This window comes from Bradyrhizobium sp. 2S1 (assembly GCF_011516625.5).
In the GTDB taxonomy this organism is placed as follows: Bacteria; Pseudomonadota; Alphaproteobacteria; order Rhizobiales; family Xanthobacteraceae; genus Bradyrhizobium; species Bradyrhizobium septentrionale.
This window is the reverse complement of the sequence record NZ_CP147717.1, coordinates 153,620-166,244: the sequence shown is the minus strand read 5'-3', so window position 1 is coordinate 166,244 and position 12,625 is coordinate 153,620. Positions and strand designations below refer to the sequence as shown.

General features: G+C 60.6%; 11 protein-coding genes and 2 pseudogenes. 7 read left to right on the top strand and 6 right to left on the bottom strand.

The annotated features are described in order from the left end of the window. The first annotated feature begins 37 nt into the window (after positions 1–37). The 3 genes and pseudogenes from HAP54_RS00740 to tnpC form a co-directional block, all read left to right on the top strand. The gene (locus HAP54_RS00740) at positions 38–202 is read left to right on the top strand and encodes a hypothetical protein (protein WP_166298523.1); all 165 of its coding nucleotides are present in this window, start codon (positions 38–40) and stop codon (positions 200–202) included. 71 nt (positions 203–273) lie between these two features. Beyond that, the gene (locus tag HAP54_RS00735) at positions 274–1,617 is read left to right on the top strand and encodes an IS1380-like element ISBdi2 family transposase (RefSeq protein ID WP_166297949.1); all 1,344 of its coding nucleotides are present in this window, start codon (positions 274–276) and stop codon (positions 1,615–1,617) included. Between the two features lie 167 nt (positions 1,618–1,784). Next, positions 1,785–3,275 (top strand): annotated as a pseudogene (gene tnpC, locus HAP54_RS00730) (IS66 family transposase); the annotation flags it as partial. Between the two features lie 109 nt (positions 3,276–3,384). Here tnpC and HAP54_RS00725 read toward each other — a convergent pair. After that, positions 3,385–3,801, bottom strand: coding sequence for a hypothetical protein (locus tag HAP54_RS00725; RefSeq protein ID WP_166298522.1), 417 nt, complete (start codon positions 3,799–3,801; stop codon positions 3,385–3,387). 887 nt (positions 3,802–4,688) lie between these two features. Here HAP54_RS00725 and HAP54_RS00720 point away from each other — a divergent pair. Beyond that, complete coding sequence (locus HAP54_RS00720) at positions 4,689–5,165, top strand: Lrp/AsnC family transcriptional regulator (RefSeq protein ID WP_029084834.1); 477 nt, start codon at positions 4,689–4,691, stop codon at positions 5,163–5,165. A gap of 500 nt (positions 5,166–5,665) precedes the next feature. After that, positions 5,666–6,313 carry an FkbM family methyltransferase gene (locus HAP54_RS00715; protein ID WP_029084833.1) on the top strand — a complete coding sequence of 216 codons (648 nt, stop codon included), beginning with the start codon at positions 5,666–5,668 and terminating at the stop codon, positions 6,311–6,313. Positions 6,314–6,531: 218 nt separating this feature from the next. Here the strand turns inward: HAP54_RS00715 and HAP54_RS00710 are convergent, their stop codons facing one another. Continuing rightward, positions 6,532–6,750, bottom strand: coding sequence for a hypothetical protein (locus HAP54_RS00710; protein ID WP_166298521.1), 219 nt, complete (start codon positions 6,748–6,750; stop codon positions 6,532–6,534). A gap of 775 nt (positions 6,751–7,525) precedes the next feature. Here HAP54_RS00710 and HAP54_RS00705 point away from each other — a divergent pair. Both HAP54_RS00705 and HAP54_RS00700 read left to right on the top strand, forming a co-directional pair. After that, a complete protein-coding gene (locus tag HAP54_RS00705; protein ID WP_166202952.1) occupies positions 7,526–8,860 on the top strand; it encodes an IS1182 family transposase in 1,335 nt (444 codons plus the stop codon). A gap of 147 nt (positions 8,861–9,007) precedes the next feature. After that, a protein-coding gene (locus tag HAP54_RS00700) for an IS630 family transposase (RefSeq protein ID WP_166293914.1) occupies positions 9,008–9,954 on the top strand; the annotation gives its coding sequence in 2 pieces (ribosomal slippage) (positions 9,008–9,347 and positions 9,347–9,954; 948 coding nt in all). Between the two features lie 461 nt (positions 9,955–10,415). Here the strand turns inward: HAP54_RS00700 and HAP54_RS00695 are convergent. From HAP54_RS00695 to HAP54_RS00680, 4 genes and pseudogenes are all read right to left on the bottom strand, one after another. Further along, positions 10,416–11,216, bottom strand: coding sequence for an MFS transporter (locus tag HAP54_RS00695; RefSeq protein ID WP_283843096.1), 801 nt, complete (start codon positions 11,214–11,216; stop codon positions 10,416–10,418). A gap of 94 nt (positions 11,217–11,310) precedes the next feature. Next, positions 11,311–11,562: pseudogene (locus HAP54_RS00690) on the bottom strand (MFS transporter); the annotation flags it as partial. Between the two features lie 98 nt (positions 11,563–11,660). Beyond that, the gene (locus HAP54_RS00685) at positions 11,661–12,104 is read right to left on the bottom strand and encodes a sulfotransferase family protein (RefSeq protein WP_234583949.1); all 444 of its coding nucleotides are present in this window, start codon (positions 12,102–12,104) and stop codon (positions 11,661–11,663) included. Next, positions 12,055–12,603, bottom strand: a complete 549-nt coding sequence (locus HAP54_RS00680) for a sulfotransferase (protein ID WP_224741428.1) — start codon at positions 12,601–12,603, stop codon at positions 12,055–12,057. The genes HAP54_RS00685 and HAP54_RS00680 overlap by 50 nt, the downstream gene beginning before the upstream one ends. Positions 12,604–12,625: the final 22 nt, after the last annotated feature.

Sequence of the window (12,625 nt, the reverse complement as noted above, 5' to 3'; positions counted from 1 at the left end):
GGTTGACGCGGCGGCATGACTTCGATTCAAGACTCCGATGAGTCGCAAGCCCACGACGCACGAACTGGAAGCCTTGATCGCGGCGCACGCGGCCGAGATCGCGGCGCTGAAGGCCGAAAACGAGAAACTCGCACAACGCGTGCTGCATCTAGCCCGTCTTATTCGTCAGAGTGCGCCTGAGAGGCTGGCGAGCGTGGTGTAAAGCGCTGATGCGGCGTAGGATTCGGTTGCGAAGCCAACCCCATCACCTCAACCGCGAACGCCACGCCCGCCATGACCGACGATACGATTCTGCCCTTCTCGTTTCCAGCCGTTCACGCCAAGAAAGTCACAGCTGCCTTCGATGGCGGTCGGCTGACCTCGAACGGGGGCGTGATGCTTCTGGCGATGGCCGAGCGGCGTCTCGGCTTGGCCGACAATTTGGCCCGGGTGTTCCCGGATCGGCGCGATCCGACGCGGGTCGTGCACAGCCTTGTCGATATGTTCCGCGCGCGCATGTTCGCGATCTGTTGCGGCTACGAGGACGCCGACGACCTCGATCATCTGCGGTCCGATCCCGCATTCAAGCTGGCCTGCGGACGGCTGCCGGACACGGGTCGCGATCTGTGTTCCCAACCGACGCTGTCGCGGCTGGAGAATGCTCCGCGCCTGCGCGACGTGATCCGACTGACCTACACTTTGGTCGACGCATGGATGGATAGCTACCCGCGCGAGCCGGCATCCGTCACGCTCGACATCGATGATACCTGCGATGTCGTCCACGGCCATCAGCAGCTCTCGCTGTTCAACGCTCATTATGACGAACGCTGCTTCCTGCCGATCCACGTCTACGACACGGAGAAGAGCCGGCCCGTGGCGGTCGTGCTGCGGCCCGGCAAGACGCCGGGCGGCGTCGAGGTGCGTGCCCACCTGCGCCGCCTGATACGGCATATCCGGACGCGGTGGCACAACACGCGAATCACGTTCCGTGGCGACGGGCACTATGCCCGGCCGGAGGCAATGGCGTGGTGCGAGACCAACGGCATCGACTACATCTTCGGTCTGTCCGGCACCAAGCCGCTCGCCAGAAAAGTCGACGAGGCCGCCGACGACATCCGCACGCGACGCGCCATCGAGAACCTGCCGGTTCTGCGCGGCTATACCGAGACGCGCCACAAGGCAAAGTCCTGGGATCGCGAACGGCGTACCGTCGCCCGTATTGAGGCGACGATGCTCGGCCTCGACATCCGTTTCGTCGTCACCAGCCTCGATGTCGGTTCGGCCGAGTGGATCTACGACAGCCTGTATTGCGCGCGCGGCCAAGCCGAGAATCTGATCAAGCTGCATAAGACACAGCTCGCCTCCGATCGCACCAGCTGCCGTTCGGCGCTCGCCAATCAAGTCCGCCTCGTTCTCCACACCGCCGCTTATTGGCTGATGCTGACCGTGCGCGACGCGATTCCCAAAGCCCGGGAATTGGCCACAGCCGAGTTCGCGACGCTGCGTCTTCGTCTCTTGAAACTCGCTGCCCGTGTCGTCGAGACCACGAGCCGCATTCGCCTTGCGTTTGCCGCGGCATGTCCCGAAGCCGACCTGATCCGCGGCTTGCCAGGCGCGCTGCTGCCGCTCGGTCCTTGACCGGCGGGGCGTCCGCCCCCCGTTCGCCCAACCTACACCTCAAGCGCGTTGCAAAGTACCGGTCGTCAGGCGGTGAAAAGCCGAAGGCAATCCCGCGCGCCTCGTCAGAGCAGATGTGCGGCCACATCAATCGGACCAAAAAAACGCACTCTCACGAATAGGACGGGCTAGAGGAGCAGTTGCGCCTGGAGCGCCTGCACCGGTATGCGCCGAAGAGCGAAAAGCTCAAGGAGCGCATCTTCAACGAAGCCGAGCAGGCCGCCGCTGAAAGCCGGGACGACGACGATGTCGAGGCGGTCGCCGTGCCGGACACGGGATTGCCGGAGGCTCCAAAGCCGGCGCCGAAGGCACGCGGCCGCAAGCCGCTGCCTGACGATCTGCCGCGCCAACGCGTCGAACACGATCTGGGTGAGGATCAAAAGGACTGTCCGTGCTGCCATAATCGGATGCATCGGATGGGCGAGACCGTCACCGAGCAGTTGCACGTCGAGGTCAAGGCGTCGGTGCTGCAACATGTGCGGTTCAAATATGCCTGCCGTCACTGCGAGCGCACCGCGCTGAACACCCCGATTGTGACCGCGCCGATGCCGGCGCAGCCGCTGCCGGGTAGCGTCGCCACGCCATCGACGCTGGCGCTGGTGCTCGCCAACAAATACGTCGACGGCACGCCGCTGTACCGTGTGGCGGACGCGCTGGGGCGCGCCGACGTCAGCATCAGCCGCGGGACGCTGGGCAACTGGGTGATCCGGGCGAGCGAGTTGCATCTGCATCGGGTCTATGACGCGCTACAGCAAAAGCTCATGTCGCAGCCCCTGGTCCACGGCGACGAAACCTGGGTCCAGGTTCTTAAAGAGGACGGCCGTGATGCGCAGGCCAAATCCTTCATGTGGGCCTATCGCAGCGGCCAGGACTGCGCGCAGCCGGTCGTGCTGTTCGATTACCAGCCCGGTCGCGGCCAGCAACATCCTCAGGCCTTCCTGGCCGGCTATCGCGGCTTGTTGATGAGCGACGGCTATGACGCCTGGCGCACGCTGACAGGCGCGACCCATCTCGGCTGTATGGCGCATGCGCGCAGGAAATTTACCGATGCGCTCAAGGCCAGGACAAAGCCTGGCGGTCCGCCATTGCAGGCGCTCAAGTTCTTCGAGGCGTTGTACGAGGTCGAGAGGGTGGCGCGCCAGACGCCGCCCGACGGCGAAACGCGCGCCGCATACACCTTGCGGCTGCGCCAGCAGCATAGCCTGCCGGTATTGGCCGCCTTCCGGACCTGGCTCGACGACCAGGCGCCGAAGGTGCTACCCGAAAGCTTGACCGGCAAGGCGATCGCCTATGCACGCAACCAATGGGATTATCTGACCCGTTACACCAGTGACGGTCTCGCCCCGATCGATAACAATGTTCTGGAGCGCGACATCAGGCCGTTTTGCACCGGACGAAAAAGTTGGCTGTTCAGCGACACCGTTGCCGGCGCCAAGGCAAGCGCCGTGATCTACAGTTTGGTGCTGACATGCCGGGCATGCGGCGTCGATCCCTATGCATGGCTACGTCACGCGCTCACCGAATTGCCCCAACGCGCGCCAGACGCCGATATCGAAGATCTGTTGCCGTTCAATTGCACCGCTCAAAAAAACCTGCCAGCTGACAACGACAGCGGCTGACCGTCAAACGCTCAGGATCAATCAAGCCGTTCCGATGATCCCGCTGGGCCCCGGCGCCACGCGACGCCGCGGCCAGCCGCGCGCGCAGCCTGTGCAGTAAAATGCGCGCTTACGGCTCATCCGTTGCCTCCGCTGATGTAGTCCACTTCATTGGAAAGCACCGACGTAGCGGCAGTCCGACAACCGCAAGCACATCGTCGAGCCCTCGTACCGATGGAATGAGAAATTCGCGCGCCGTCAGAGTCTCGGGAAACCAAAGGTTCCAGTCTCGCTCACAATCGCGCCACCTGAGCGAGCGCGGATCATCCTGATGCGCAATGGTGAAGGCAGGATTGTCTTTGACGAAATCATCATTGATGTGATCGAGCAGCTTCTCGGAGTAACCGTCACTTGCGAGTGTCTGATGCAGATGAGTCTGCGATAGCGGATCCCAAGCACTCAAAGTAAAAGCGGAACACTGCACCAAGGTCCTATCAATCAGTTGCGCGCGTGGATCGACGGATGCCGCATCCCACGGAACGATCACCGAGCTCTCTAAATGTGCTCTCACCGAGTCCCCCTTAAGATATCATTGCGGAAGGAGCCAGCCGGTCACGCTCGGTCGATGTTACGTTGCGTTTTGGGCGGCTGTCGCGCCGCCTTGTTGCTCAGCGCTCCTAGCGGCTCGTTGTTTTAGCCAGCTTACGACAGTTAATATTCGTTCGCACCGGCTATTGGACTGCCCGGGGCCGTCGAAGGTTAGGTCGGTTGTCCGAGATGGGCTTTCCCACTAGCCCACCAGCTGTTCGACGACGTCCTCGCCAGGCGAATAGAGCGGGCGTTACACGCGCGCATTGGGCGAGACAAGCTGTTCGCCAGCGCAGTCCGTCCTGTGCGGCGCTGCTACTGGCTTCGCAAAATCGGTCAACTGATGTATTGAAGCAAGGTGCGGCGCGCCCGAAGCTTGGTCATCGCAGCATCTTGGTCTCGCGATGTCTAAACCGGCGCTGCGGTGAAAAGGTCTGCGATAGAGCGCATCATGTACGCAATGGGTGTGAAGGGAGATCAGTCGGGCAAGGCACGAAGAGACAACAATGCGCTACTGCTCTGAAACTCTCGGAATTAGCATCGTCAAACGATGCGCCGTCTGTAATGGTCAGTTCGGACTGGTCCGGTACTACTCATGGCGGACCTCTCTTTGTTCAAGGAAGTGCCTCGATCGCCTGCGCGCCCGCCGGCAAGCCGACCGCAGCTGGCTGAGCAAGCTCGTCGCTCGAAAATCAACAAAGCGAGCGGGCGTGCGAGCCGAGCTGGTCTGACGCCCTACCGCTCCCCGCTTGAACGATCTGATCACGTATTGGAAGGGCAGGGCTCAAGCGAGGGGCCGGGTTTGGTCGTGGAAAAACCTGCTCGCCCGTTGATCCCGCCAGAACCATGAAACTTGACAGAACTGATGCCCGCCTTCTTGACTTACTGCAAAGAAACAACCGTCTGAGCAGTGAAATACTCGGCGCGAAGGTCGGGTTGTCGGCCTCTGGCGTTCAGCGCCGACTGAAGCGCCTGCGAGCACTGCGCGTAATCGAAGCGGACGTCTCAATCATTTCTCCGAAAGCAATCGGACCAAACGTGACCCTGCTGGTTCTCGTCTCACTTCACCGGAATCGAGCCGACATCGTTGATCGCTTCAAGCGCACAATCTGCAAAATGACTGAGGTGATGAGCGGATTCTATGTCACCGGTCAGGCCCACTTCGTCCTGCTCGTTACCGCAGATAATCTGGAGGAGTACGAGCAATTTACCCGCCGCCTCTCTCATGAAAATCCGGACATAGAGCGCTTCGAAACCATGGTGGTTATGGATAGGGTCAAGGCAGGCTTTACCTTGCCAATTTCTTCGATCGCATGCTGGTGATCGCCCGATACCGTTCGAACGGAGGCCGGCGCTCGTTCAGTTCATCACAATTATCATCTATGCGGAGTGAACGTCGATCAGTAGCCTTTCCTGGAGCGGCCGCAGTCGCCCGTGGCCGCTCCCGGTACCTGGTGCCCGAAGGTGGTATCAAGACTGGTGACAATCAGACCACAATCCGTTCGGCGCGGGTCTTTATCGCCTTGCGAAGCCAGATCGCGATGCAGTGGTCAAAGGGCCACTCGCAAATCGCCTATGCCACCGCGAAGATCGCGTTCCAGATGGCGCCCTCGAGAGCACGCCGCGGCCCGCTTCGCAAGACAAGCCGGCAGTGGCGGCAGCATCATCCCTCGCCACGCTCGAGCGAAAGAGAGCGGCATCCGCGACTGCTCGCGCGCCGGCATATGAATTATATATGTTGATATACGTTGTGCTGGGATGTCTGACGTGTGATTGCGCGTCTAGGACAAAGTGTCAACGGAGTTCCAATGGAAAAACAACCCGTGTCTTCTGTGGACGTACATCAGCATATTCTGTCACTTCTTGGGATGTCCAATCCAGTGATCTTGGATATCGGCTGCAATGACGGAACCGATACGGCACATTTTCTCACCCTGTGCCCACAAGCTCAGCTTTACTGCTTTGAGCCGGACCCCCGAGCGATCGCGCGTTTCAAGAAGAAGCTCGGTCCACATCTCGATAAGGTGAAGCTGCTTGAAATTGCGATCAGCGAACGAAACGGGACGATCGACTTCCATCCAAGCAATGCAGATGGAGATGCAAAGGAATGGGACCTCTCTGGCTCAATACGCCGCCCGAAGAACCATCTTACCGAGTATGATTGGGTTCGCTTCGACCGTCCCTTCTCGGTTGAAACTCGACGGCTCGACGATTGGTGCAGCGAAGCTGGACTGAACACGGTCGATTTCATCTGGATGGACGTTCAAGGAGCCGAGGCCGATGTCATCGCCGGTGGCGTGCAGACGTTAAGCAACACGCGCTTCATCTACACGGAATATAGCGATCGCGAGCTCTACGAGGGGCAGCTGTCCCTGCAAGCCATTCTCGACCTATTACCATCATTCGAAGTGGCGGCTCATTATCCCCGCGAAGTGGAGGGTGACGTATTGCTGAAAAATACGCAATTCTAGCTGCCATATCCGGCAGCCCCGTTCGTCGGTGAAAGAGCTTGCCCCAGATTTATGTAGCACATTGTTGTGTAACAGCGATCGATCGGGCAAGCGGGCTCGTTGCCTCGTGGCTTCGCTCGCTACATGTCCTTTGACGTTCTCGGTTGTTGCCGTTGCACGGGCTTACGGACGGGAGATGCATGAGACTCCCGTGAGAATTGCTGAGTTGCTGATAATCGCTATTTTGATATATCGGCGCTGGGAGTGACGTCGCGGATAGCCGCGCGAGCCGTTTCAGATGCTTGAATCAGCTCCATCAGCCGGCGCTCATACTGTTTAAGCGTCTGAACGGCTGCTGTATGCTCTGGGCCTCTAGGAAGCTGCTGCACGGATTCGAACAACTGCCAAAGCAGCTGCATCATGTCTCGTAGTTCCTTGAGCCGCGCCAGTTTTGTCACCCGGTCAACCTTGCTCTAATTGCTCCAATGCGAAGACGGGCTGAAGCATCGGCGTTCGATCCGGTCAACACCGCAGATAGGAAGACGTGAGATCGGTAAAAAGGGTCGTTGTTCCCCGCCGGATGCAGTTTGTCGCACGATCGTCTCCGTTGGTTAGCTTCTTTCTCGCGGTTTTTTCAGTCCTGCCGTCTCGCTCATGATCCTGGCGGGAACCATTCAGTCTGCTGTACAGAGGCAAATGTTGAGCGAGGGTTTTGCAACGACCGTGCCATCAGCTCGATCCAAATAGCCTACGGATCTGAGAATGCTAGAGCATGATGAGATTAGGTTGAGCTGGAGCGGCGTCGAAAGTTCACCGCTCCCTTGGGAGAGGTCGATTTGCGTAGCAAATCGGGTGAGGGGTTGCGGTCTACCGAGAGAGCCAAGAGCCCTCACCCGGATTGCACCGGACGATGCTTCGCATCGCCGAGCGCAATCCGACCTCTCCCCGACGGGGAGAGGTGAACCGCAACCGCGGCGATCCGATTCAACCAATACTCATCCCGCTCTAGGTTCGTGGTTGTTGCGGATCCGACATCGCCTCGGCGCCCCGGCCTGTCAGTGTCCATACAGCATCAATGGATTCCAAAGCACCGGCTTTGGCTCTGAGCGTTGTGTTGCGACGCGTGCAATACGCGCTGGTCCTTGGCGCCGGAAAGCTCGCTCACAGCTGCTCTAGGAGCTTGTCTGGATAGTCGCTGTTCAAATCTGGTCGGGTCTGATTCAACATTGGGCGATGAGCAAGTATTTTCGGCCTTGGAACATCGATCAGACGCTGCTTCTGCCGCCGAATGTGCAGGACTTCGTGCCGAAAGGCCATGTCTCGCGGTTTATGGTTGATCTGGTGCGGGAGAGCCTCGATCTCAGGGAGATCATGGGCAGCTATGTGAGCGGGCTTGGGCAGCCGCCGTTTGATCCGCGGATGATGGTGGCGCTGCTGCTGCATAGCTATGCGAGTGGGCTGTATTCGTCGCGTCGGATTGCCAAGGCCTGCCGGGAGCGGAACGATTTTGTGATGATCGTGGCGCTGGATGCGCCGGATTTTCGGACGATCAGCGACTTTCGCAAGCGACATTTGAAGGCGCTCGGCGCGCTATTCGTGCAGGTTCTGAAGTTGTGCGAGACGGCCGGGCTGGTCAAGCTCGGTCATGTCGCGCTGGATGGTACGAAGATCAAGGCGAACGCGTCGAAACACAAGGCGATGAGTTATGAGCGCATGAAGAAGCGCGAGGCGGAATTGAAGGCCGAGGTCGCTCGCATGCTGGCGGCCGCCGAGGCGGCGGATGCCTCGGAGGATGAGACTTTCGGCAACAGCGACGAACTGCCGGACTGGACCGTCGACAAGCAGAAACGGCTGGCGAAGATCCAGCAAGCGATGGCGGCGCTGGAAGCGGACGCCAAACTGGCGGCGGAGGAAGAGCGCCGCATCGAGGCCGAAAAGGAACAGCAGCGCCAGGCCGAAGGCCGCAAGAAGCCGGGCAAACCGGCGGCGCTGCCATCGGAGGAACCCAATCCCAAGGCGCAACGCAACTTCACCGATCCGGAAAGCCGCATCATGAAGTCGAAGGATGGCTTCGTTCAGGCCTATAATGCCCAGGCGGCCGTCGATGCTCATGCCCAGATCATTGTCGCGCAAGAACTGACCCAGCACGGCAGCGATCAGGGCCAGTTGGTGCCCCTGATCGAGGCCATCGAGAGCAATCTTGGCCGCAAGCCGCGGCAGGCCTCAGCGGATTCCGGCTACTGCAGCGAAGCCAATCTCGAAGCGCTCGACACACGCAGCATCGATGGCTATGTCGCGCCCGGACGCGCCAAGCACCCGACAGTAGCGAACGGAAAAGTCGGCGGCCCGCTGACACAGGCCATGCGAAAGAAGATCGACGATGGCGGCTTCGAAACACCCTACCGATTGCGAAAGCAAGTGGTGGAGCCGGTGTTCGGGCAGATCAAACAGGCAAGAGGCTTCCGCCAGTTCCTGTTGCGGGGCATCGAGAAAGTGCGCGCCGAGTGGACAATGATCTGCACCGTCCATAACCTCCTCAAGCTGTTCAACCTCGCAAACGCAGCCTGAGCCTGCTACTCTACAACAAATGCCCGTCACGAAAACATATCTGGACGGGCTCCTAGAGCATTTTCCGACCGGAATGAATCGGGTGGGGATTCCCAAAACGGCGCGAGTCAGATTCAAGCTGCATGCTGGCGAGGGAGGCCAGCATGTATGGCCAGGGCGCTTTCGGTTGATCTTCGTCAAAGGGTGATAGCCGCGATTGACGGTGGCATGTCCTGTCGACAGGCTGCTGAGCGCTTTGGTGTCAGCGCGGCCAGTGCGATCCGCTGGCGCGGTCGCCTCAAGGAAGTTGGCGACATCGTTCCTAAACGCCAGGGCGGTGACCGCAAATCGCAGCGCATCGAAGCGCATTCGCAATTGATTCTGGAGGCAGTGACAGCGAAGCCGGATATCACGCTCGCCGAGTTGCGAGAACTGTTGAAACGTCGTGGAATATCGACTGGCATCGCGTCGCTCTGGCGTTTTTTCCAGCGCAGAAAGATCACACTTAAAAAAAGACAGCGCACGCCGCCGAGCAACGGCGCGGCGATATAAATGCCGCGCGTGAGGAGTGGCTCGAAGGGCAAATCGATCTTGACCCTGAGCGTCTCGTCTTCATCGACGAAACCAGCGCCAACACCAAAATGGCGCGGCTTTACGGCCGCTCGCCACGCGGCGAGCGATGTCGTGCAGCTATCCCACACGGACATTGGAAGACGACGACATTCACCGCTGGATTGCGCTCCGACGGTCTGATCGCGCCGCTTGTTCTGGACGGTCCAATGGATGGCGACGCTTTCCTGGCCTACGTCGAGCAATTGCTCGCCCCATCGCTGCGGCCGGGCGATACCGTTATCATGGACAACTTGCCCGCTCACAAGGTCCATGGCGTTCGAGAGGCCATCCGGGCGGTCGGAGCAAGCCTGCTCTATCTTCCGCCCTACAGTCCAGACTTCAACCCGATCGAAATGGCCTTCTCTAAACTGAAAGCCCTGTTGCGGGCCGCCGCAGCGCGCACCATGCCCGATCTCTGGCAAGCAATCGCCAACGCTCTCAAGCGCTTCTCACCCGAGGAATGCCAAAATTATCTCGTCGCGGCTGGTTACGACGCAACGTGATCGGAAAATGCTCTAGGTTAGTACATTGAGAGTCGTGGCGGCCGCCATCAGGGTCGCTGATCAGATGGACCTGCGCTGCCACTTCGGCGAGATAGCGATCCATCGCCGTTCGTGCCGTGGCGGTGCCGGGGTGGGCGGAAGTTCACGCAGCTTCTGTTAGTGACTGGTCCACAGGTATGTCTCGCGGGCATCAGAATCGCGGCCAATCAAAAACCGGCGCTCCAGCGCGGCAAGCAATCCGATCGGGCGCCCCCTCGGATTGTCCATACAGGACACCATGAAACGGTCGCGAAGTGCGAGGCCGAGCAGATCGAAGGCCTCTCCAGAACAAAAGACGGACGCGCGCGTCGGCCCGCTAGCTGACAGGGGCGGGAATGTTGATCCGCCACACCGTCAGCCGACCCGGTTGCCGATCAAGATCGCCAAATTCTTTGATGTGATGCGCCGGTCCGTCGTGTCGGTTACACACGCAAGCTGCGCGTGCGGCGCAGCGGGGAGCGCCAAATCCAAACTATCGAGGCGGCGCCAAGCAGGCTGCTCGCAAGCAACGTAATGCGTAAGCCTGTTGCCGCAGCGACTGCGCCACCGGCCAGCGCACCCAATGACGCCAGTCCCCACACCACGCTGCGGATGCTCGCATTGGCCCGGCCTTGCAAGCGTTGCGCGACCAACGCGTATCGAAGGGGAACCTGCTGCACATTGTAGATCCCCTGGCCGATCCACAGAATGAATTGGGAGAGCGAAACGCATGCCACCGCGGCCCACCGGGGTTCGGTGATCAGGGTGGCCAAACTCATGCCCACGGTGCTCACGGCCAAACCGACCATTAACACCGGGCCGATGCCGATTGCCCGGCCGGCCGAGGGCGAGCTAGCCGCGCCGACCACACCACCAAGCGCGCCGATTCCGAGCACCACGCCGACGATCCGGCTGTCGAATCCGAGATCCTTGGTCAGATGCAACAGAAAGGCTGCAGAATATGCGGTATGGCAAAAGATGAACGTGGCGGTGGCTAAAGTGACCGCCCTCAAGATCGGATTGCCGAACACGCCCGCCAGCCCCTCAGCCACTTGGCAGAGTACCGCGCACGAGGCGGCTGTTGAGCGCCCAGCGGACCGCATCGGCACCAGCAACAGCAACGCGGCGGCAAGCAGAAACGAGACAGAGTCTGCCAGGATCGCGGTCGGTGCGGAGAGCGCGTTGACGAGCCAGCCGGCCAGGAATGGACCTGCCGCCATCGCGATCGCCTGGCTGAGCTCCAATGAACTCTGCGCCCGCACCAGCCGGGAGCGGTCTAACCACTATCGGTATGCACGCCAGATATGCCAGGTCGGCGATCACCGCGACACCCCCAACCAGCAGGCTGGTCGCGTACAGCTGGACCATTCCAAGATGTCCAAGGCCCACGGACAACGGAATCGTCGCCAGTGTTGCCGCCATCACGACGTTGGCGGTCAATAGGATTCGTCGGTGCGGGAGACGGTCCACGATGACTCCGGCGAACAGGCTCAGCATCAGACACGGCGCCCGACTGCAGGCCAGCAGCACCCCCGTCTGCGCCGGTCCCGCGTCCAGGAGGGTGATTGCGGTCAGCGGTAGCGCCAGCATGGTGACGTTGGAGCCCAGCAGCGAAATGGTCTGGCCGACCAGCAGCGCAAGATAGCTGCGCGGCAACCCGCCAATCACGGCGGAACAGTTCCGGCGACTCACGCGTCGCCAGACGGGCTTGCAAGCGGCAAATAGCCGAGGCGGACCAGCTCACTTCCGGCGATCTGCTCGAACTTCGCAATCTGGGCTCGCGTCAGATCCTTGGTGTAACGACCCACCCGGCCTTGGTGCAGCGGCTTTCCCGCAGCCTCGGCCGCCGGGTGGCCGTGCGGTTGTTCGAACAATGCGTGCTCGTATTCGGCGTGACGCAGCACGGCCTCGTCCCAAGGCAAGCCGAGATGGTCCAGGATTCGGGTCAGCGTGGGCCGAGGACTGCCCACAAGATCCTCGTAACGCACCTCCAGATAGCGACCGGGCGGCACGATCTGATGCGGCCGGGATACCACGTCAAACCAGCCGCACGCGGCCTCGGCCACAGTCCGGTACCCCCAATCAGGAACGGTTTTCAGATGCGAGGCAGCAACGTCGCGCCCGTCGCGCACGATATGCACGAAATGCGCGTGCGGCCATAGCCGGGCGAAGTCGTCGATCTGGGCGATCTTGCGCTGCGGTTTTCAATCCCCAGCGCCGAGCGCCGCTGCGCGTCCTGCGCAACTCGCCCATCTCGTTGATTAGCTTGCATCGGTCGGCGAGTGAAACAATGTCGCTGCCCAAATCGAGCATGACCTTGCTGACGAGCTCGAGCAGGTCATTGACGTCCAGACCGAACCGGCGGCATTGCACCACAAAATGCACGCCGTCGTACCAGAACGGATCGATCGCGCTCTTGGTCGTGCCCGTGACCCGCGGATCTCCAGCGGCAAGCAGGTCCGTCGCATGTAGAATGTGCGGGCCGAGATTGGGCGGCTCAAGGAAGTCGATCTCCGGCCCGGCTACCAGATCAAGATGCGAGTCAAGCACCACGCTCAACAAGGTCGTGCCCGACCGGTTCTCGCCGCCGAGCAGCACGGGGGATGTGGAAAATGGATCGGGCTGCGGCATGTGAGTATCCTCTGTTGGAAAT

What these genes read in the sequence shown, in the direction of transcription:
- HAP54_RS00740 (WP_166298523.1), top strand. Translation starts at nt 38, where the DNA reads ATGAGTCGCAAGCCCACGACGCACGAACTGGAAGCCTTGATCGCGGCG.
- HAP54_RS00735 (WP_166297949.1), top strand. Translation starts at nt 274, where the DNA reads ATGACCGACGATACGATTCTGCCCTTCTCGTTTCCAGCCGTTCACGCC.
- HAP54_RS00720 (WP_029084834.1), top strand. Translation starts at nt 4,689, where the DNA reads ATGAAACTTGACAGAACTGATGCCCGCCTTCTTGACTTACTGCAAAGA.
- HAP54_RS00705 (WP_166202952.1), top strand. Translation starts at nt 7,526, where the DNA reads ATGAGCAAGTATTTTCGGCCTTGGAACATCGATCAGACGCTGCTTCTG.
- HAP54_RS00680 (WP_224741428.1), bottom strand. Translation starts at nt 12,603, where the DNA reads ATGCCGCAGCCCGATCCATTTTCCACATCCCCCGTGCTGCTCGGCGGC.